General features: G+C 69.7%; 14 protein-coding genes. 13 read left to right on the top strand and 1 reads right to left on the bottom strand.

What is annotated here, in order from left to right; all coding sequences use genetic code 11:
- Nucleotides 1–86 precede the first annotated feature (86 nt).
- The 13 genes from OXI49_10200 to OXI49_10140 all read left to right on the top strand — a co-directional run bounded on the left by OXI49_10200 (nt 87) and on the right by OXI49_10140 (nt 18,038).
- On the top strand, nt 87–1,091 hold the full coding sequence (locus tag OXI49_10200) for an acyl-CoA dehydrogenase family protein (protein ID MDE2690872.1): 1,005 nt from the start codon (nt 87–89) through the stop codon (nt 1,089–1,091).
- Nucleotides 1,061–1,567, top strand: coding sequence for a TerB family tellurite resistance protein (locus OXI49_10195; GenBank protein MDE2690871.1), 507 nt, complete (start codon nt 1,061–1,063; stop codon nt 1,565–1,567). The genes OXI49_10200 and OXI49_10195 overlap by 31 nt, the downstream gene beginning before the upstream one ends.
- Complete coding sequence (locus tag OXI49_10190) at nt 1,564–2,364, top strand: queuosine precursor transporter (GenBank protein ID MDE2690870.1); 801 nt, start codon at nt 1,564–1,566, stop codon at nt 2,362–2,364. The genes OXI49_10195 and OXI49_10190 overlap by 4 nt, the downstream gene beginning before the upstream one ends.
- A 30-nt stretch (nt 2,365–2,394) precedes the next feature.
- Nucleotides 2,395–3,747 carry a 3-deoxy-7-phosphoheptulonate synthase class II gene (locus tag OXI49_10185; protein MDE2690869.1) on the top strand — a complete coding sequence of 451 codons (1,353 nt, stop codon included), beginning with the start codon at nt 2,395–2,397 and terminating at the stop codon, nt 3,745–3,747.
- 62 nt (nt 3,748–3,809) lie between these two features.
- Nucleotides 3,810–5,246 carry a PilZ domain-containing protein gene (locus OXI49_10180; GenBank protein ID MDE2690868.1) on the top strand — a complete coding sequence of 479 codons (1,437 nt, stop codon included), beginning with the start codon at nt 3,810–3,812 and terminating at the stop codon, nt 5,244–5,246.
- The gene (murJ, locus tag OXI49_10175; protein ID MDE2690867.1) at nt 5,243–6,952 is read left to right on the top strand and encodes a murein biosynthesis integral membrane protein MurJ; all 1,710 of its coding nucleotides are present in this window, start codon (nt 5,243–5,245) and stop codon (nt 6,950–6,952) included. Before OXI49_10180 ends, murJ begins: the two co-directional genes overlap by 4 nt.
- 27 nt (nt 6,953–6,979) lie before the next feature.
- Complete coding sequence (locus OXI49_10170; protein ID MDE2690866.1) at nt 6,980–7,555, top strand: DUF4126 domain-containing protein; 576 nt, start codon at nt 6,980–6,982, stop codon at nt 7,553–7,555.
- A gap of 94 nt (nt 7,556–7,649) precedes the next feature.
- Nucleotides 7,650–8,810 carry a tetratricopeptide repeat protein gene (locus OXI49_10165; GenBank protein ID MDE2690865.1) on the top strand — a complete coding sequence of 387 codons (1,161 nt, stop codon included), beginning with the start codon at nt 7,650–7,652 and terminating at the stop codon, nt 8,808–8,810.
- Nucleotides 8,811–8,844: 34 nt separating this feature from the next.
- On the top strand, nt 8,845–11,109 hold the full coding sequence (locus tag OXI49_10160) for a hydantoinase/oxoprolinase family protein (GenBank protein ID MDE2690864.1): 2,265 nt from the start codon (nt 8,845–8,847) through the stop codon (nt 11,107–11,109).
- 120 nt (nt 11,110–11,229) lie between these two features.
- Entirely contained in the window at nt 11,230–12,738 is a 1,509-nt protein-coding gene (locus OXI49_10155; GenBank protein ID MDE2690863.1) for a TolC family protein, read from the top strand.
- Nucleotides 12,739–12,751: 13 nt separating this feature from the next.
- Nucleotides 12,752–14,017 (top strand): efflux RND transporter periplasmic adaptor subunit, encoded by a 1,266-nt coding sequence (locus OXI49_10150; protein MDE2690862.1) that lies wholly within the window; start codon nt 12,752–12,754, stop codon nt 14,015–14,017.
- On the top strand, nt 14,014–17,289 hold the full coding sequence (locus OXI49_10145) for an efflux RND transporter permease subunit (protein MDE2690861.1): 3,276 nt from the start codon (nt 14,014–14,016) through the stop codon (nt 17,287–17,289). The genes OXI49_10150 and OXI49_10145 overlap by 4 nt, the downstream gene beginning before the upstream one ends.
- Nucleotides 17,290–17,309: 20 nt before the next feature.
- Complete coding sequence (locus OXI49_10140) at nt 17,310–18,038, top strand: hypothetical protein (GenBank protein MDE2690860.1); 729 nt, start codon at nt 17,310–17,312, stop codon at nt 18,036–18,038.
- Nucleotides 18,039–18,236: 198 nt separating this feature from the next.
- Here OXI49_10140 and OXI49_10135 read toward each other — a convergent pair whose 3' ends face one another.
- The gene (locus tag OXI49_10135; protein ID MDE2690859.1) at nt 18,237–20,159 is read right to left on the bottom strand and encodes a gamma-glutamyltransferase; all 1,923 of its coding nucleotides are present in this window, start codon (nt 20,157–20,159) and stop codon (nt 18,237–18,239) included.
- Nucleotides 20,160–20,234: the final 75 nt, after the last annotated feature.

Raw genomic sequence — 20,234 nt, 5'->3', positions numbered from 1 at the left:
AGCCGATCGAGCCCATTTCGTCGTTGGGCGGCCGAGCTTATTCGAGTGCGTTTGGCGTCGCGAGGAGTCTGGTTCCGGGGGCGTTCGTGACTCTCGATCCGGTGCTGAATCATCTGCTTGGCGCGGAGCCCGCGCCGCTTGCCGCAGGTGACGATCCGGCCGGCTGGTACCGGTCCTTTCGGGAGGACGTGCTGGCGCCGTGGCAGGCGCGCGCGAACGGCGGCGCCGACCCTTCCGGCCGCGATCACTTCGCCCACGGCCTGCTTGGCGGTTTCGTCGCCGATCGTCCGGCCTGGGCGATGGTGGCAGGGCATCAGGCGGCGGTGAGGCGGTTGGCCTGGGAGCGGGGCGGCCAGGCTCTGGTCCCTGACGCCGGCATCGTCGCCTTCTGTGCCAGCGAGGAGGGCGGAGCGCATCCGCGCGCCGTTCACTCCTCGCTCAGGAAGGCGGCCGACGGCGGATTCCGCCTCGACGGCCAGAAACGATGGGCCACTCTGGCGCCGTCCGCGGCCGCGTTGCTGATCATCGCCTCCCTGGGCCGTGACGGCGACCGCAATCGCCTGCGGGCCGTGTGCGTGCCGAGCGACCGGCGGGGGATCGGGATCGCCCCCATGGATCTGGGCGAACGGAAGCCGTCCAATCCCGAAGTGCGCCACGCCGTCGTCGATCTGACCGCCGTTCCGGTTGCGGCCGGCGAGGTGATGGACGGCGATGGCTATACGGACGCGATCAAGCCCTTCCGGACGATCGAGGACCTGTACATCGGCGCCGCCACGACCGCGTACAACCTGGCGCTGGCCCGGCGGTCGGGATGGCCCGAAGCCGCGGTGGAGGACCTGCTGCTCCTGCTGGTTGGCGCCGGCGCGCTGGCCTTCGGTCCGCTCGACGAGCCCGCCGCGCACCTCGGGGTCGCCGCGCTGTCCCGGGCCACGGCCCGGACTCGCGCCGAGCACGCGGAGCACTGGGCACTCGTGGACGAGGCCGCGGCCGCGGCCTGGCGCCGCGCCACCGGCGGCGGCGGGGTGGCGGCGCGCGCCAAGGAACTCCGGCGGCAGGGTGCGTGGGCACGCCTCGCCGCGTCGTCGACCTGAGCCCGGCCATGCTCGACCGCATCCGCAGCTTCTTCGGTGAACGGATCGACCCCGAGCGGGCGGACGATCCGGACGCGCGCCTGCGGCTGGCGGCGGCAGCGCTGATGGTCGAGGTGATGCGCGCCGACTTCGATGCGGCGGAGGAGGAGAAGGAGGCCGTGCTGGCCGGTGTCAGACGTCATCTCGGGCTCTCCGAGGGGCAGACCAGCGAACTGGTGGAGCTTGCCGAATCGGAGACCGAGGGCTCCGTCTGCCTGTACGAGTTCACCCGGCTGATCCACGAGTCTTTCGACAACACCCGCAAGGGCCGGCTGATCGAGGAGCTGTGGCGGGTGGCGTTCGCCGACCGTGTGCTCGAAGCCCAGGAGGAGTTTCTGATCCGGAAGATCGCGAGGCTTCTGCACCTCCCGCACGCCGACTTCATCGCCGCCAGGCAGCGGGCGCGGGCACGGGTCCAGGAGGGCGCCGGGCGATGACGACGACAGCGACTCCGGCGGAAACGCACCCACCCGACCTGCATCCGATCGAGGCGAGCGCGCTGCAGGCGCGCCGCGAGCGGGTCTTCCTCATCCTGGCAGGACTGTTCCTGGGTTCGATGACGATGCTGAACATCCTCGGCGTGACGCGGTTCCTGGACCTGAGCTTCACGATCTTCGGGCTGCGCGTGCCCATGCCGCTGGCGGTCGGCGTGCTGCCCTATCCGCTGACCTTTCTGTGCACGGACTTCATCTCCGAGATCTACGGCCGCAAGCGGGCGAACTTCCTGGTCTGGGTCGGCTTCCTCGTCAACCTCTGGCTGGCCGTCATCCTGTGGGTGGGCGGCGCGCTGCCCGGCTTCGACGCGCCTGTGCCCGGCCCGGATGGCCGACTGCCGATCTTCTTCGAGATTCGGACGATGACCCTGGGTGTGATCGCGGCGTCGATGATCGCCTACCTGAGCGCGCAACTCTGCGACGTCTGGGTCTTCCACTTCTGGAAACGGTTGACGAAGGGACGCCACCTGTGGCTGCGCAACAACGGATCGACCGTGGTCAGCCAGTTCGTCGACTCGTTCTCCGTCATCACGATCACGCACTTCGCCGCGGCTGCGATTCCCGTCGAGACGGGGGAACCGATCTGGCCGCAGTTGTGGGTCTTCATCGGCACGGCCTACGTGTTCAAGTTCCTGGCGGCCGCGGTCGATACGCTGCCCTTCTACCTTGGCACCCGCTGGTTGCGCCGCTATCTCGAGATCGAGGAAGGAGAAGACCTGCGCCAGGGGACCATGCACTAGGATTCAGCGCCCTTCGGGCGCGGTGGAGTAATGAGCAACGCAGCGGACAACTGGAACCTTACGTCCTGGCAGAGCGCCGACGTACGCCAGCAGCCGACCTATGCGGACCGGGAAGCGCTTCAGACGGCTGCCGCCCGACTCGGCGCGCTGCCGCCCCTCGTGACCTCCTGGGAGGTCGAGACGCTGAAGGGGCAGTTGGCCTCCGCGGCGCGCGGCGAGCGCTTCGTTCTCCAGGGCGGGGACTGCGCGGAGAGCTTCGCCGAATGCACGTCCGACTCGATCACGGCGAAGCTCAAGATCCTGCTCCAGATGAGCCTGGTCCTTACCCACAGCCTGAAGAAGCGGGTGATCCGCATCGGCCGGTTCGCGGGTCAGTACGCCAAACCCCGGTCGTCCGATACCGAGACCCGCGGTGGCGAAAGCCTGCCGTCGTACCGTGGCGACCTGGTCAACTCCCTCGACTTCAACGCCGCCGCGCGCGAGCCCGACCCGCTCAATCTTCTGCGCGGCTACCACCGCTCGGCGCTGACGCTGAACTTCATCCGGGGCTTGATCGATGGCGGTTTCGCCGATCTGCACCACCCGGAGTACTGGAACCTCGACTTCGTGAGCCACTCGCAGAACGCGGCCGAGTACCAGCGCCGTGTCGAGTCGATCGCCGATTCGCTGAAGTTCATGGAGACCCTCTCCGGGGTCGAGGTCGGCCAGATCGACCGCGTCGACTTCTACGCCAGCCACGAAGCGCTCCACCTCGTCTACGAGCAGGCACAGACCCGGACGGTGCCGCGGCGGGAGGGTTGGTACAACCTGGCGACCCATCTGCCGTGGATCGGGCTGCGGACAGCGTTCCCGGGCTCGGCCCACATCGAGTACGCGCGCGGCATTCGGAATCCCCTGGGCGTCAAGGTGGGGACCGGCATGGATCCCGCGGACGTGGCCGGCCTGGTCGAGGTGCTGAATCCCGACGGCGAGGAGGGCCGGCTCGCGCTGATTCACCGCTGCGGCGCCGAGAGGGTGGCTCAGGAGCTGCCGCCGATCATCGAGGCGGTCTCGGCCACCGGCAAGCCCGTGCTCTGGATCTGCGATCCGATGCACGGAAACACGAAGAGCACGTCCGAGGGCATGAAGACGAGGGACTTCAACGCCATCCTGTCGGAGCTTGAGCAGGCTTTCGACCTCCACGCCGAGCACGGCACCATTCTGGGCGGCGTCCACTTCGAACTCACCGGCGAGGACGTCACCGAGTGCACCGGCGGCGCCCGCGGCCTCGACGAGCGGGGACTGCGCCGGGCCTACCGCTCACAGGTCGATCCGCGGCTGAACTACGAGCAGGCTCTGGAGATGGCCCTGCTGGTGGCGCGCAAGGGGGCCCAGGCTTCTTGAGGGGTGCGGCGCGCTGAAGGGTTACTATTGCGGCGCCCTTTGCGAAGGAGCGCTTGGCATCCATGTCCCCGGCTAGCCAGAGTTTCCGCTTCCGTGAGTCCCGCCGCCTGCTGCGGGAGGTGCCGGTGCGCCTGTCGGTGCCCGGCGAGGATGGCGAACTCGCCGCCCGGACGCGCGACATCGCGATCGGCGGCATGTTCGTGGCCACGTCGGACGTCCGGCCCGTGGGAACCGGCACGGCGTTCGTGCTCGAACTGGGGTCGGCGGACGCGCCCGACACGGTCCAGGGCGAGGCCGCGGTGGTTTGGGTCCGCGAGGCGCCGGGCGTCGCCGATCAGCCGGCGGGGATGGGCATGCAGTTCACGCGCGTCGAGCCGCCGGGAGAGGAACGGCTGGCGATGCTGTTCTCCGAACCGCCGGACGAGGCCGCCGGCTCGGACCCACCTGCGGCAGCGCCGCCGCCGGTGGCCGAGGAAGTGGAGGAAGACGTGGCGGAGGAGCCCGAGGCAGAGGAGACCGGGGCAGAGGACGACACACCGGACGGGGCCGATGTGGAGATCGAAGAGCCGGAAGAGCCTGCGGTCGAGAACGAGGCCCAGGCTGCGGAGCCGGTTGATCTCGCAGAGGCCGCGGAAGAGCCTCCTTCGGACGAGGCCGCAGCTCCGGAGGAGCCGGCGACCGGCGACGGCAAAGTCGGCGACACGCGCGCCGAGCTGTTCGGCGACCTCGCGGGGGGCCAGGACGACTGGATGAACCGGGAGTCCGACAGACCTTCCTGGGTCTGGCCGACGGTTGTGGGTGTCATCCTGGTCGGCCTCCTGCTGATCTTCCTGCGTGGGCCCCTGATGCGGCTCGTCGGCATCGGTGGAGACGGCGCCGAGGAGCAACCGGTCCCCGTGGCGCAGAGCTTCGAGGTGGCGGCGCCGGTCGAGGAACCGGCCCGGCCCGTGGATCCGCCCGCGGCCGCCCTGCCTTCGTCCGAGTCGTCGCCCGACCCGGTCGCCGCTGAAGTTCCCGATCGGCCGCCGCCGGCCCCGGCCCCGCCTGCCGAGCCGGCCCCATCACCCGAGCCGGCCGCCTCATCTCCCGAGCCGCCGGCCCCGCCTCCCGAGCCGCTCGTTCGGCCGCGCCCTCCGGCGCCTGCAGCATCAAGTCCGGCGCCGAGTGCATCGCCCGTCAACGCGACCGCGCTTCGCGCCATCAGCGCCTCGGTGCAGGATGGCCGGACGCTGGTCGAGATCACGGGCAACGCTCCGTTCGAGCGCCACCAGGTGATGCTGCTTGAAGCGCCGCCGCGGCTCCTCGTGCGGCTGATCGGCGTGCAGCGCGACTACAACGCGAGCGCGGTGAGCGCGCCTCTGCTGCGTGGCGTACGCACCGGCGTTCATGGCAGGGGAGCGACCCGGAACCTGCACGTGGTGCTCGATCTCGCGGCGCCCGACATCGTGGCGACGGTCGAGCGGCGCGGCGACCGGGTCGTCGTCAGCCTCTCGGATTGACCCTGGCGGAGTCCGCCGGCAGAGACAGCCCGCGGCGCGCCGCAGGCGGTGCGGCGCGCGTCGGCATCGGCATGTTGGCCAGCCGGGTGCTTGGGCTCGTCCGGGAGGCCGTGATCGCGAGTCTCGCCGGAGCCAGCGCTCTGGCGGACGTCATCTCCGCCGCGTTCCGCGCGCCCAACGCGCTCCAGAACCTGCTCGGCGACCAGGCGCTCTCGGCGTCCTTCATTCCGGTCTACAGCCGGCTGCTGAGTGAGGGCCGGCGGCGCGATGCCGGCGCGCTGGCGGGCGCCGTCTTCGGACTGCTGTTTGCCGTCATGGCGGCTCTCAGCCTTCTCGGCGTACTCCTGGCCCCGTGGCTGGTCAGGCTGTTCTTCGCCGGCTTCGCTGGCGATGCCGAGGCGGTGGCGGCCGGGGAAGCGGTCGTCGATCGCCTGGCGCTGACCACGCGCGCGGTCCGGATCAGTTTCCCGATGGTGGCGGCGATCACGCTCTCCGCGTGGTGTCTTGGCATTCTCAACAGCCACCGTCGTTTTCTGCTCCCCTACATCGCGCCCTGCTTCTGGAACGCCAGCGTGATCGCCGTGGTGTTGTTTGTCGCCGCGCGGCTGACCGGCGGTGAAGCGGATCGCGTGGAAGAGCTGGCGCTGGCCGCCTGTTGGGGCGGGTTGCTCGGCGGCCTGCTTCAGTTCGCCGTGCAGTTGCCGTCGGTGCTGCGCGCGACCGGTGGGCTGCGCCCATCGTTCAACCTGCGGGCGCCCGGCCTTCGGAGGACGCTGAGCCGGCTCTGGCCGGCGATCGCCGGCCGGGGCGCCGGTCAGCTCGGGGGCTATGTCGACGGTCTTCTGGCCTCCCTTCTCGCCGAGGGCGCGGTTGCGGTCCTGGGCTGGGGCCAGCGGCTGTACCTGCTACCCATCTCGCTGTTCGGCGTTTCGGTGGCGGCGGCGGAGCTGCCGGAATTGGCGCGGCTCGACGGGGACGAGGAGGAGCGGTCGAAGGTGGCGGCGCACCGTGCTGAACGGGCCGCGGCGGCGATGTCTTTCCTCGTCTCGCCGACGCTGGTCGGGTACCTGGCGCTGGGCATGGGAATCGTCGGCGCCGTGTATCGACACGGTTCCTTCGATCTGGACGACAACTGGCTCGTGTTCCTGGTGCTGGCCGCGTACTCGTTGGGCCTGCTGGCGTCGAGTACGTCACGATTGCTGCAAAGCGTGTTCTTTTCGTTCGGCGACACCCGGAGTCCTGCCCGGATCGTCCTGGTGCGCCTTGTGATCGCGGCCGGACTCGGGGCGGGACTGATGACGATCTTCGATCGCGTCGCCGTGGCGGACCTGCGGTTGCCCGGCTGGCTGGGGCCCGCGGTCGCGGAGGCGCCGGATGGCCTGCGTCTGGGCGCCGTCGGGCTGGCTCTGGGTTCCGCGGTTGGCAGTTGGTTCGAGCTGGCTCTGCTGCTTCGCGGCTTGCGTCGCCGGAATGCTCCGGTGAGGCCGTGGCGGCCATGGGGGCGGCATCTGCCCCTCGCGGTGCTTTGCCTTGCTCCCTGGGCGGCGACGCAAACCCTCATGCCGGGTCCGCCCTGGATAGCCGGCGTTCTCCCGGTCATGGGCTTCGCCCTTACCTATCTGGTCGCCGCGAACGCGCTCAAGGTGCCTGAAGCGCGGGCCCTCCGGCGCTGGTTGCTCGAAACCCGGCGCCGGGCCTCGACGTAGTCAGGATCAGGTAGGAGGAGTGGCGAGATGGAGATTCTGCTCAGCGTCGGTCTCGGTATCGGGTTGGCGGCGGCGTGTGGCTTCCGGGTCTTTCTGCCCGTCCTGGTCATGGGCGTCGCGGCCCGGGCTGGCGCACTCGACCTGGCTGAGGGCTTCGAGTGGATGGCGGGAACCCCGGCCCTGCTTGCTCTGGGCGTTGCGGCGATCTGTGAGGTCGGCGCCTACTACATCCCCTGGCTCGACAACGTCCTGGACGTGGCCGCGATGCCGGCCGCGGTGACCGCGGGCGTCGTCGTGGCCGCGGCGAACATCGAGACCGCGACGCCCCTGGTTGGCTGGGCTCTCGCGGCGGTGGCCGGCGGGACGGCGGCGGCGGTGGTCCAGACCGGAACGACGCTTCTGAGGGGAGCCTCCACGATGGCGACGGCCGGGATCGGCAATCCCGTGGTGTCGACCGGAGAGGCCGGGTCGGCGGCCGGCTTGTCGCTCCTGGCGATCACGATGCCCGTGCTCGCCCTGGCCGCCGTGGCGCTCCTGGTCGCGGTGGTCAGTGTCCGACTCCTGCGGCGGCGAGTGCTCAGGGCGCGGCGCGCCGAGTCCTGACGTCCATCGATTTTCGCGAGGCCGCGCCGCGGGAATCCTGAGGCATCCGTGCGGGGTTGAGGAGTCAACTGGCGCTAGGATGGTCGGGGCGCCGATGGAGGTTGTAACCGCTGTGACTTCGGGCAACATCGAACCGCGAGTCGAGCGCCGCCGGCTGTATCGCCCGGCTGTGGCGGTGGTCTTCGCGGGCCTGGCTTTCGGTTGTGCCTCGACTGGAGTACGGGAGACCGGCGAGAACGCGCTGCTGCGTGAACTCGAGCGCCGCGAAGTCAGGCATGCCCTGGTGCCGTTCGCGCTGAACGACGAGATGGCCGACTGGGTTCACGAAGCGGCCGGCGCGACCGACCGGGACAAGCGCCTCGATCGCCTGATCGAGGCGGTGACCGAGACATCGATGCTTGGCGTGGAGTACAGGGCCGGGCATACCGGATCCGCGGTGGATGTGTTCGAGACCCGGACCGCGAACTGCCTGGCCTTTACCCAGATGTTCGTCGGCATGGCCAGGGAACTCGATCTCGCCGCCTATTTCGTCGAGGTGTCGCACGTCGAGAACTTCGAGCGCGCAGGCGACCTGATCGTCATCTCCGACCACGTTGCCGTTGGTTTCGGGCCCAGGCATGCGATGCGGCTCATCGACTTCGGTCTGCGCGAGGACGAGCGGGGCTTCAGGGTCACGCCGATCAGCGATCTCACGGCGACCGCCCTCTACTACTCGAACCGGGGCGCCGAGGCGCTGCGGGCAGAGCGCCTCGACGAAGCCGTCGCCTGGCTCGAGGACGCGGTCCGGATCGACCCGGAACTGGCGTCCGCATGGGCCAACCTGGGAGTGGCCCAGCGCCGGAGCGGCAGGACGGTCCAGGCGGAGCGGAGCTACCGCCAAGCCCTGGTCGTCGATCCGGGGCTCAGTTCGGCCCTGGTCAACCTGGCGGTACTGCTGCGGCTGAACGGACGAACGGAGGAAGCGGACGACCTGCTGTTGATGGCGGACGCCAAGCGCAACCGCAACCCCTTCACGTACGTCGCCCTCGGCGACCTGAGCCTGCGCTACGGGCGCCTGGACGAGGCGGAACGCTTCTACAGCAGGGCCCGGAGGCTCGGACCCGACGAGGCGGCGCCGGCGGCGGCTCTGGGCGAGGTGCTGCTGCGCCGGGGCGAGCGGAAGGCCGCGGAGAAACTGCTTCGCCGCGCGCAGCGGCTGGAGCCCGACGGCGACCGGCGGATCGAGCGCCTGGTTCGTTTGCTGGCGGCCTCCTAGGGCCGCCTGGCGGCCGCGCGACCGGGTTTCTGCCGTGCCGCCCCTCTGGCAGCTCTGGATCGATACCGGAGGCACGTTCACCGACTGCGTCGCGATCGACCCGGAGGGCTCATCCCGGTGCGTGAAGGTCCTGAGCTCGGGCGCCGTCCGGGCCACGGTGGTCTCGAACGGAGCGCAGGGGCCCCGGCTCGAGACACGCTTCGACCTGCCCGAGGGATTCTTCGCCGGCTACCGCGCGGTGCCACTTGGCGAAGGCACGCCGGCGTTGGTGGAGGAGTGGTCGGCGGATGGAACCTGCAGGCTCCTGCCCGTGGAGGGCGGCGCCGCAACTCCGGCCCTGGAGCCCGGCCGGGTGCTGGAGCTCCTGTCGCCGGAGAACGCTCCGATTCTCGCCGCGCGCATCGCCACCGGCAGCGCGCTGAGTGAACCCTTGCCGCCGTGCGATCTCCGGCTCGCCACGACCCGTGGCACCAACGCCCTGCTCGAGCGGGCGGGATCACGGACCGTGCTCTTCGTCACCGAAGGGTTCGCGGACCTGCTGCTGATCGGCGACCAGGCCCGACCGGACATCTTCGCGCTCGCGGTCGAGCGCCCGGCGCCCCTGTACGAACGGTCGGTCGAGGTCGGCGGAAGGCTCGACGCCGAGGGCCGGGAGCTGGAGCCGCTCGACGAAGACGGCCTGGGAACCGCCGCCCGCGCTCTCGTCGACGAGGGCTTCCGTGCCGCGGCCGTGGCGTTGATGCACAGCTACCGGAACCCGGATCACGAGCGGCGGGCGGAGCGCATCCTTCGCTCCGCCGGTTTCCGTACGGTGTCCTGCTCGGCGGAACTGGCGCCGCTGATCAAGATCGTGCCGCGGGCGCACACGGCCGTGGTCGACGCCTACCTGGGGCGGGCAGTCGGCGGCTACCTGGAGACCACGGGGGCGGCGCTCTCGGGAGGACGCGCGGGCGGTCGCGGGCCGGAAGCGGGAGAAGCCGGCGGTGCCGCGCCCCGGGTGATGACCAGCGCCGGCGGACTGGCTGGCTTCTCGAGCTACCGGCCCAAGGACAGTCTGCTGTCGGGTCCCGCCGGGGGCGTCGTGGGCGCGGCCGCGGCGGGGCGCGCGAGCGGTCATGACCGGGTCATCGGCTTCGACATGGGCGGCACCAGTACGGACGTGTCGCGCTACGACGGCGACTTCGAGTACAACTTCGAGTTCCGTGTCGGCGACGCGGTCGTCGTGGCGCCGGCCCTGGCGATCGAGACCGTGGCCTCCGGCGGCGGCTCGATCTGCCGGGTGGATCACGGCCAGCTCAAGGTCGGGCCCGAGAGTGCCGGGGCGCGTCCGGGGCCCGCCTGCTACGGCGCCGGCGGACCGCTCACGATCACCGATGTGAACCTCTTGCTGGGGCGCATCGATCCGAGTGCTTTCGGTCTGCCCATCGACGTCGCCGCCGCCGAAGATCGTGCCGCCGAGGCGCTGGCCGACCTCGGCGGTGTCGACGAGCGGCTCCTCGGCGGGTTCCTCGCGATCGCCAACGAACGGATGGCCGACGCGATTCGCCGTATCTCTATCTCGCGCGGCTACGACCCGACGGACCACGCCCTGGTGAGTTTCGGCGGTGCTGGCGGGCAGCACGCCTGTGCGATCGCGTCGGAGCTGGGCATGGGGACGGTCCTGGTGCCCGTCGATACGTCGCTGCTCAGCGCGGTCGGGCTCGGTCACGCCGTGCTGGAGCGATTCGCTCACCGGCAGGTCCTCGAGCCGCTCGACGGTGGCGGGGTGGGATCGGTGGTCGAGCGCCTGGAAGGCGAGGCGCTGAGCCGGCTCCTGGAAGAACGTGGCGCGAACCTGGAAGGCGCCGCGGTCCGGCGTCGAATCGTCCGGCTCCGGTTGCTCGGTCAGGAAACGGCGCTCGAGGTGGAACCCGCTTCCGCCGCGGAGGCCGCCTCGACCGAGGTCATCGCGGGTCTTTTCGCCGACCGCTATCAGGCGGTCTACGGCTATCCGCCCCCGGAGCACCCGATCGAAGTCGAGTCGGTCCGCGTCCTGGCTTCGACCGCTCCCGCTGCCGCGCGGCTCGATCGGGCCGGAACCGCCAGGGGCCGCGAAGTCGAAGCCGGCGAGTACCGGGCCTGGTTCGCCGGCTGGGGGACGGCCGCGCTCCTGCGCCGCGAGGACCTCGCTCCGGGTTTCGAACGGTCCGGTCCGTGCCTGGTGCAGGAACGGCACAGCATCACGGTCGTGGAGCCGGGTTGGAGTCTGCGTGTGGACGAGGCCCGCGCGCTGGTCCTCGAAGGGCCGCAGGAGGCCTAGGGGCTTTCCGCCGGCACGCGGGCGGAACTTCCTGGGCGGAAGGACGTACCAAGGGTCGTTCTCGACTGACCGCTGGTGGGAGTGGCGTAGAGTTGCGCGTTCCTGCCTGCTTCCTCTTTCATGCGCTGCCTCCTCGATTCGGCCACCCGTTCCCGGAGTCCATCCTCCTGGCTCTACGCGGCTTGCCTTGCCATGTGCGCGCTGGGGACGATTGCCATGGGCTGTACCCACACGAGCGTGCTGGAGCGCATCCCGGAGGTCGCGGAACCGCCGCCGGAGTTCGACCTGGGGTTCGACCGTGCGCCCGGTGCGGCGGCGCCCGGCGCCTGTAGCGCGCTGGGCGATCAGACGCTGTGGAACCTCCAGGATCGTCTGGCCGGTCAGAGCTTCGATCTCCAGGTTGCCTGGAGCCGGGTCGAGGCTGCCGACGCGCGCGCCCGGGAGAGCGGCGCCTACCTGATGCCGCGTCTCGACGCTTCCCTGACCGGCAACGACCTGACGTTCCCAGGCAGCGGCATCGTGAACCAGTTCCTGCTCGCCGGGGCGGCCTGGGACTCCAGCCTGGCGTCCAGCTTCGAGATCGATCTCTGGGGTCGCCTGCGCAACCGCGAACTGGCGGCTCTGCTGGATGCCGAGGCGAGCGTCCATGACCTGCGCTCGCTGGCGATCAGCCTGTCTTCGGGGTTGGCCGAGGTCTGGTTCGGCGTCGTCGCGGAACGTGAACTCATCGCGCTCCTCGAGAGTCAGCAGCGGACTTCGGAGAGGTTCCTGGAGCTGACCCAGCTTCGCTTCGGACAAGGCCTGGGGCCGGCTCAGGACATCGGCCGCCAGCGGGAACAGTTGCTGAGCCTCCAGGGTCAGATCGAACTCGCGCGAGGGCGGCTGGAGTCGCTGGAGTTCCAGCTCGCAACGCTTCTTGGCAGTACGGAGCGCCTGACTCCGGACGACGCGCCTGGCCTGGGACCGTTGCTGGAAGCCGCCGAACAGCCTGATCTCGGCGTGCCGGCCACGTTGCTCGACCGGCGGCCCGACCTGCAGGCGGCTCGCTGGCGGGTCGAGGCGGCGGATCGCCGGGCTGCAGCCGCGGTCAGGGAGTGGCTGCCGTCGCTGTCGCTGACTGCCCTGGTCACCGGGCGGGCGCTGGAGGTCGCGGACGTTCTTGGCGACCTCGTCCGGCAGATCGGCGGTACCGCCTCGCAGGCCGTCTACGGCGGCGGCGGCCGGCGGGCTCGGATCGATCAGGCGTACGCGGCGGCGGAGGAGAGCCTCTACGCCTACGCACAGTCCCTGGTCAACGCGGTCGGCGAGGTGCAGACGGCGCTTGCGGTTGGCCGCAGCAGCCGTGAGCTGGTGGCGAACCTGGAGGAGCGGTTGGGGGAGGCACGCCGGGTGCTGCTTCTCACCAGCGAGTCGTACCGTGAGGGCGCCACGGACTACCTGAACGTGCTGACCGCGCTTCTGTCCCAGCAGGGGCTGGAACAGGCGCTGATCGACGCCCGCCGGCAGCAATTGGCCAGCCGGCTACAGCTCTGCCGCTCGCTGGGTTTCGCGCCGGGCACGTCGGTGGAGCGGCTGGCGGCAGGACTCGCCGCGGCGCCCGAAACAAGAGTCGCTGAGGGAGCGTCCTGACAGACGGAAGGCGATGAAGGGTACCCTGATCCGCGTCGGCATCGTGGTGCTGGTCCTGGCCGTCGGCCTGGCGGCTGCCAGGGCGATCATTCAGGCCAGACCGGAGGCCGTGCAGAGGCCGCCGGACGATTCCGGCGTGCTGGTGGAAGTTGCCGAGGTGAAGCGGCTGCCGCGGCGCATCGACATCGAGGCCCAGGGGACCGTCCTGCCGGCCCAGAGGGTCGTCGTCCAGCCTCAGGTGAGCGGGCGGATCGCGTTCGTCATGCCGCGGCTCGCCCCGGGGACGCTGCTGCGGGAGGGCGACGTCGTTTTCGCGATCGAGGATGCCGACTTCAAGCTGGCGGTGGCCCGGGCCACTGCGTCGGTCGCCGAGGCGGCTGCGCAGCTCGAACTGGAGCAGGGCCGTGGCCGGGTCGCCGAGCGGGAGTGGGAGCTGTTCCAGGATGAGCTGGACGTCGAACAGATGGAGGCCTCGCTGGCGCTCCGCGAACCGCAGTTGCGCTCCCGGCTTTCAGCCGTCCACACCGCCCGCGCAGCCCTGGCGCGGGCCCGGCTGGACCTCGAACGCACGGTCGTGCGCAGTCCGTTCAACGCCGTCGTCCTCTCCGAGTCGATCGAGGTCGGGCAGACGGTGACGCCGCAGAGTCAGGCCGTGACGCTGGCGGGCACCGACGCCTTCTGGGTGCGGGCCGCGGTCCGAACCGACGAACTCGAACAGCTCCGCGTTCCCGGTCTCCACGGCGACGTCGAGGGTTCGCGCGCGCTCGTGCGGCTCGATCCCGAGACCGACTACGTCCTGCCGGGCCGCATCGTCCGTTTGCTGGGAGACCTCGACACCGCGGGCCGGATGGCCCGCGTGCTGGTGGAGGTCGACGATCCGCTCGGACTCGCGCGCGGAACGGGCGGTCCCGCGGGACGAGGACTCCTGCTCCTGGACAGCTACGTCGACCTCCTGCTCGAGGGCGGTACGATCCGCGACCTGTTCGAGGTGCCCAGGGAGTGGCTCCAGGAGGGCGGACACCTCTGGATGTACACCGGCGCGCAGCTCGAGCGTCGACCGGTCGACGTGGCGTGGCGTTTCGAGGACAGCGTGTGCATCGATACCGGCCTGGCTGACGGGGAACTCGTCGTCACCAGCCGGATCGCCACGCCGATCGAGGGGATGAGGCTCCGCCTGGGAGCGGATGAACCACCGTCGATCGCCGCCGAGTTCCTCTCCGCCGCCAGCCGCTGGGACGTGTCGGGCTGGGGCGCCGTGCCGACGGGAGTTGCGCCATGAGCCTGATGTCCCACGACCACGGCCCCGTCGACAGGAAGGGGCCGATCGGCTGGATGGCGGCCCATCCGGTCGCGGCGAACCTGCTGATGGGGGTTCTGGTCATCGGCGGCATCCTCTTCGCCTTCGGAACCAAGCGGGAGGTGTTCCCGGAAATCGATATGGACATGGTGACCGTGGTGGTCGCCTATCCGGGGGCGTCGCCCCAGGAGGTCGAGGAGGGAGTCGTCCTGGCGATCGAGGACGAGATCAGTTCGCTCGACGGCATCAAGAAGATCAACTCGATCTCGGTCGAGGGGCTGGGCACGGTGATGGCCGAGCTTCTCACCAGCGCGAACCCGGACCGGACCTACAACGACATCAAGAGCACGGTGGACCGGATCACGTCCTTCCCGCAGGACGCCGAACGCCCTGTCATCTCGCTGGTGACGAACCGCAGGCAAGTGCTGTCGCTGCTGGTTCACGGCGACGTGGAACTCAAGTCGCTCGACCGGCTCGCCGAGGAGATCAGAAGCGAGCTGCTTTCGGACGAACGGATCACCCTGGTGGAGAAGGCTGGCATCCCGCCGCCCGAGATCAGCGTCGAAGTGCCTGCGGACAACCTGCGGCGCTACGGCCTGACGCTGCCGCAGATCTCGACGGCCGTGCGCGCGGCATCGATCGACCTCCCCGGCGGCTCGGTCAAGACCGAGGGCGGTGAGGTGCTGGTCCGCACCACGGAGAGGCGGGACTACGGCGAGGAGTTCCGGGACATCACTCTGATCGCCCGGGCCGACGGCACCCGGGTCCGGCTGCGCGACGTGGCCACCGTGGTCGACGGCTTCCGGGAGACGGACGAGGAGCTGTACTACAACGGTCAACCGGCGATCGACCTGCAGGTCTACCGTGTCGGTGAGGAGGTGCCGCTTCAGGTCTCGTCCGCGGTCTACGACCTGGTCGAGCGCCGGCAGGGCACGTTGCCGGACTCGGTGGGACTCTCGATCGTGAACGACGAGTCGGAGGAGTACCGGGCCCGGCTGTCGATTCTCGGAAAGAACGGCCTGATCGGACTGCTGCTGGTCGTCACCGTGCTGGGCATCTTCCTGCGGCCGGCGGTCGCCTTCTGGGTCAGCCTGGGCATCTTCATCTCATTCTGCGGCTCGTTCTTCCTCATCCCGATCCTCGGCGTGTCGCTCAACATGATCTCGCTCTTCGCGTTCATCCTCGTACTGGGGATCGCGGTGGACGACGCGGTCGTCGTCGGCGAGGCGATCTTCTACCACCGCCGGGGGGACAACCGGCTCGAGGCCGCGATCGTCGGCACCCGCGAGGTGCTGACACCGGTCACGTTCGCGGTGCTCACGACGATCATCGCCTTCATCCCGCTGGCCATCGTCCCCGGCATCACGGGCAAGTTCTTCCGGAACATCCCGTTCATCGTCATTCCCGTCCTGTTGCTGTCCCTGATCGAGTCCGTGTTCATCCTGCCGGCGCACCTCCGGCACGTTGGACGGACGAAGCTGCGCGGCCGCAAGGGCCGGAGGCGGTCGCTCAATCCGTTCAAGAAGCTGGGCGCCCTTCAGCTCCGTTTCTCGGAGTGGGTGGAGCGCGTGATCGCGGGGCAGGTGCCGCCGATCATCCGGAGACTGGTCCGGGACCGTTATCTGACCGTGGCCGTCATGTTCTCGGGGCTGGTCGTCGCGGTCAGCATCGTCGCGGGGGGCCACATCAAGTTCAACTTCTTCCCGCGGATCGAGGGCGAGTTCGCGAACGGTGTGATCGAACTGCCGTTCGGCGCGCCGGTCGCGGACACCCGCGAGGTTGCGCGACGGATGACCCAGGCCGCGGAGGAGGTCGGCGCCGAATTCGTGGCGGAGGGGCGGATGCGCCGTCGAGCCGACGGCTCGATGCCGGAGACGGTCCTGGAGGGACTTCGGGCGAGGATCGGCAGCGCCGACACGGGCGCTTTCGGCCCCGGCCAGGGTTTCCCCGCGACCGGTGGACACGTCGGCGTCGTCACGGCATACCTCGTTCCCGACGCGGAGCGCGAGTTCGGCTCGGCCGAGTTCACCGCGCGCTGGCGCGAGCGGGTCGGTGAGGTTTCGGGGGTCGACCGGTTGTCGTTCGACTTCAACACCGGTCCGTCAGCCGGCGCAAAGGTCTCGGTCCAGCTCGAGCACACCCAAACGCCGCCGCTCGAAGCGGCGGCGGCGCGTGTCGCCGCCTCGCTGGCGACCTACAACGGCGTATTCGATGTCGACGACGGCTTCAAGGTCGGCAAGCCGCAGCTCGACCTGGTGCTCAAACCGGCCGCGAAGGGTCTGGGGCTCACCGAGCGGGCCCTGGCGGCCCAGGTCCGCGGCGCCTTCTTCGGTGCCGAAGCGAGCCGCCAGCAGCGGGGCCGTGACGAACTGCGCGTCTACGTCCGCCTGCCGCGCGAGGAGCGGGATTCGGTCCACGCGATCGAGAATCTGCTGATCCGCACCCCGGGCGGCGGCGAGATTCCGCTCCACCAGGCGGCGTACGTGCGGCCGGGAAGATCGTTCACCGAGATCCTCCGGGTCGACGGACGCCGCACCGTCACGGTAACCGCCGACATCGACCCGACGGCCACCACCGGCAACGACATTCGAGCCGCCCTGGCCCGGACCATCCTGCCCGAGGTTGTGGCCGACACGCCCGGACTGACGTTCAACTTCAGCGGCGAACAGGAGGCGCAGGCCGAAGCGGTTGCTTCCCTGACGGGGAGTCTGATCGTCGCCATGCTTGCCATGTACGCCCTGATGGCGGTCGCCTTCCGCAGCTATCTGCAGCCCTTGGTCGTTCTGTCGGCGGTGCCCTTCGGCATGTTCGGGGCCGTTGTCGGCCACCTGATCATGGGCTACGACCTGAGTTTCCTCAGCATCTTCGGCCTGGTCGCTCTTTCCGGCGTCGTGGTCAACGACTCGCTGGTCCTGATCGACGCGGTGAACCAGTTGCGGAGCGAGGGCAGGAGCCTGGTCGATTCCGTGGTCGGCGGTGTCACCCGGCGTGTGAGGCCGGTCATCCTGACCTCGCTGACGACCTTCTTCGGTCTGATGCCGATCATCCTGGAACGGTCGAATCAGGCCCAGTGGCTGGTCCCGATGGCGCTCAGCCTCGGCTTCGGCGTTCTGTTCGTGACCGGCATCGCCCTGGTTCTCGTGCCCTGTACCTACATGATGGTCGACGACCTGAAGAACGGTCTGCGCTGGCTCGTGGGGATGAGCCCGGAGCCGGGAGAAGCGCAGCCGGCGCCGCAGCCCGGAGGCAGGTAGCCGGCGAGGTCCCTCGCGCCGTGGACGACCTGGTTCGGGCATGCCAGCCGCTGTGGCCAAGGGGAATCTCGGTCTTCCTCTCGCACCAGGCCCGCTTTCGCAATCCGCTGTCGCCCGTCGACCGGGAGGCGCTGTCCGATTCGGACGCGGCGATGGATCCGGCTGTCGTGGCCATCGTCGCGGAGGAACTCCCGGAGCGGCTCGACCGGCTCGAGCGGGGCACCTACTTCCCGGTGCCGCTGGCCAGAGCGGTCGCCGGGGGACGCGGCTTCGACGACGCGCTGATGTCCTTCCACTACCCGCCGGTCGTGGTCGACGCGGACCGGCGCTGGTTCTGGAAGGGGCAACCCGTGGCGGAGCGCATCCGGCGTTTCTTCGTCCAGCACATCGGCTTCGAACGGGCCCTTGGCGTCTGGTTCGTCGAGTACCGGGTCAACGACGGCTGGTGGGACAAGTGCTACCTCGACTGCGCGACCACGCCTCTGGTAGCGGTTCAATTGGGGGAAGGGACCGAAGACGGGGAGGGCCGGGTCGTCGCCGATCTGAACAACGGCGGCACCGACACTCTCGATCCCGGTTCATTGCGCCTGGACGACCAGGAACGGCTGTTCGCGACGTCCGCTGACCACGGCCTGGTCGAGATCGCGGACGCACCCCGCTTCGCATTGCTGCGCACCGTGTCCGAGGACTGCCGGACGGTGGAGCTCGCCGGAGCCCGGCGCACCCTGCGCTGGCCTGACGACGGTTAACACTGGGTGCGCCGACGTCCTCGTCGGCATCCGGCGCGAGCGCCGGCTTCCTAGCCCTCTAGCGAACTCCCGTCGGCGTCGAGGAAACGCATCTCGCCAAGGTCCAAAGCCCGGATCTTCTCCTCGATCCTGACGCGATCGCCGACGACGATCAGGGTCGCGTTGTTCGGCTTGAACCAGGTGTCGTGGAACGCCGTCTCACCAGGCGATGCCGTAGTCCTCGCCGAAGTCGCTGGCCCCGCCCCACATCGTTCCGTTCTCGCGGTCGAACCAGATCGCGGTGATGGGTCCGGAAGTGCGGTCGAGCGAGCGCACGCGGTAGCCCATGCGGCCGAGTTCCGCCCGTACCCAGGGCGGCACGTCGCGACGGACGTCGACGTCTCCTGGCCGCGATTCGTGGGCACCGAAGGAACTCTGCATCTGGTGGCTGGTGATGTTCGCCGCTTCGACGGCTTCCTGGACGTTCATGCCGAACTCGAAGACGTTCAGGAAGAACTGGAGCAGGTTCTGGTCCTGGGTGTCGCCGCCCTGGACGGCGAACGAGAGGTAGGGCGAGCCATCCTTGAGCGCCATGCCAGGGGTAAGGGTGGCGCGGGGCCGCTTGCCCGGCTCGGGCAGGTTGTACGGGTTGAGCCCCGGGTCGAGTACGAAGCTCTGCATCCGCTGACTCATGCCGATGCCGGTGCGGCCGGCGATGACGGCGGGGATCCAGGCGCCGCTCGGGGTCACGGATACGACCCAGCCCTCGGCGTCGGCGGCCTGGATCGAGGTCGTCCCGGCTGTGAAGGCTTCCTCGTAGGTCATGCGCGGGAAGGGCTGTCGGCCGGCCGACGCCTGCTGGAAGCCCTGCTCTCCCTCGGCGTCCGCCTCCGGCGGGATCGGCGTCCACCGTTCGAGCAGGTCGAGGAAGGGGTTCTCGCCCTCCTGGAAGGCGTACGGATCGCCCGGACTGGCGTTCTCGTCGTTCCTCCCCCAGTCGATCGACTCGTAGCGCGCGCGGGCGTAGTTCTTGGAGAGCAGACCCTCGAGCGGTTCCTCGGGCGGGTAGTACGGGTCACCGTAGTAGAAGTCGCGGTCGGCGAAGGCGAGGTTCATCGCCTGGTAGAGGGTGTGGATGTAGCGGGCCGAGTTGTAGCCCATGGACTTGAGGTCGGCGTTCTCCAGGATGTTCAGCGCCTGGAGCATGACCGGCCCCTGGACCCAGGAGGTCAGTTTGTAGACGTCGACGCCGCGGTAGTTCGTGCGGACCGGCTCCTCGATGTGGACCTGCCACTGGTCGAGATCGGCCATCGTGTGGAGACCGCCCAGTTCCCGCGAGCCGCGGACGAACTCCTCGGCAATGTCACCGCGGTAGAACCGGTCGTAGGCGGCGGCCAGGGCTTGCTCGCGGGTTTTGCCCTGCTTGAGCGCCGCGGCCTCGGCGTCGACCAGTTTGCGCAGCGTGTCGAGCAGGTCCGGCTGGCGGAAGATCTCGCCCTCCCTCGGGGCCGCGCGACCGTCGCTGTCCCCGGACGACGACAGGTGGGGCAGGAAGACCCGGGCCGAGTCCGGCCACTGCTGCAGCATCTCTCTGCGGCGCTCCATGTTGTCGGCCTGGGCGCGCTCGATCGGGTAGCCGTCCGCCATCTGAATGGACGGTTCGAGCACTTCGGCCAGGCTCATCGTCCCGTAGTGCGCGAGCATGACGATCAGCCCGCCTGGGGTGCCCGGCGTCACCGCTGCGAGCGGACCGTACTCCGGCGGGTAGACGAAGCCACGTTCGCGGAAGAAGTCGACCGTGGCGCCGGTCGGCGCGACGCCGAGCGCGTTGATCCCGACCACTTCGCCCTCGCGCGGATCGAAGATCAGGGCCTGGGTTTCGCCGCCCCAGCCCAGGGTGTCCCACATCGTCGAGGTCGCGGCGAGCATGGCGCAGGTCGCGTCGACGGCGTTGCCGCCGCGCGCGAAGATCAGGGCGCCGGCAGTGGCGGCCAGCGGTTTCCCGGTCACCGCCACCCAGTGGCGCCCATGCAGGACGGGCTTGACGGTGCGCTGGGCCAGGACCGGAGCAGCGGCGGTGACGGCGGCAACGAGGAGCGTCAGGATGCGAACGCGGATACCCGGGGCCGTTGTGGTGGTCATCGGAGCAGCTTATCGTCGGCGCGTGGCCGACCCTGCTGCGAGGTGGCCGGGAGGCAGCCGTCGCCGCTGATAGCC

The sequence above is a fragment of the Acidobacteriota bacterium genome (assembly GCA_028875725.1).
Lineage (GTDB): Bacteria > Acidobacteriota > Thermoanaerobaculia > Multivoradales > Multivoraceae > Multivorans.
This window is presented reverse-complemented; position numbering and strand designations above follow the sequence as displayed.

What these genes read in the sequence shown, in the direction of transcription:
- OXI49_10190 (MDE2690870.1), top strand. Translation starts at nt 1,564, where the DNA reads ATGACGACGACAGCGACTCCGGCGGAAACGCACCCACCCGACCTGCAT.
- OXI49_10185 (MDE2690869.1), top strand. Translation starts at nt 2,395, where the DNA reads ATGAGCAACGCAGCGGACAACTGGAACCTTACGTCCTGGCAGAGCGCC.
- OXI49_10180 (MDE2690868.1), top strand. Translation starts at nt 3,810, where the DNA reads ATGTCCCCGGCTAGCCAGAGTTTCCGCTTCCGTGAGTCCCGCCGCCTG.
- OXI49_10170 (MDE2690866.1), top strand. Translation starts at nt 6,980, where the DNA reads ATGGAGATTCTGCTCAGCGTCGGTCTCGGTATCGGGTTGGCGGCGGCG.
- OXI49_10165 (MDE2690865.1), top strand. Translation starts at nt 7,650, where the DNA reads ATGGAGGTTGTAACCGCTGTGACTTCGGGCAACATCGAACCGCGAGTC.
- OXI49_10155 (MDE2690863.1), top strand. Translation starts at nt 11,230, where the DNA reads ATGCGCTGCCTCCTCGATTCGGCCACCCGTTCCCGGAGTCCATCCTCC.
- OXI49_10150 (MDE2690862.1), top strand. Translation starts at nt 12,752, where the DNA reads ATGAAGGGTACCCTGATCCGCGTCGGCATCGTGGTGCTGGTCCTGGCC.
- OXI49_10145 (MDE2690861.1), top strand. Translation starts at nt 14,014, where the DNA reads ATGAGCCTGATGTCCCACGACCACGGCCCCGTCGACAGGAAGGGGCCG.
- OXI49_10135 (MDE2690859.1), bottom strand. Translation starts at nt 20,159, where the DNA reads ATGACCACCACAACGGCCCCGGGTATCCGCGTTCGCATCCTGACGCTC.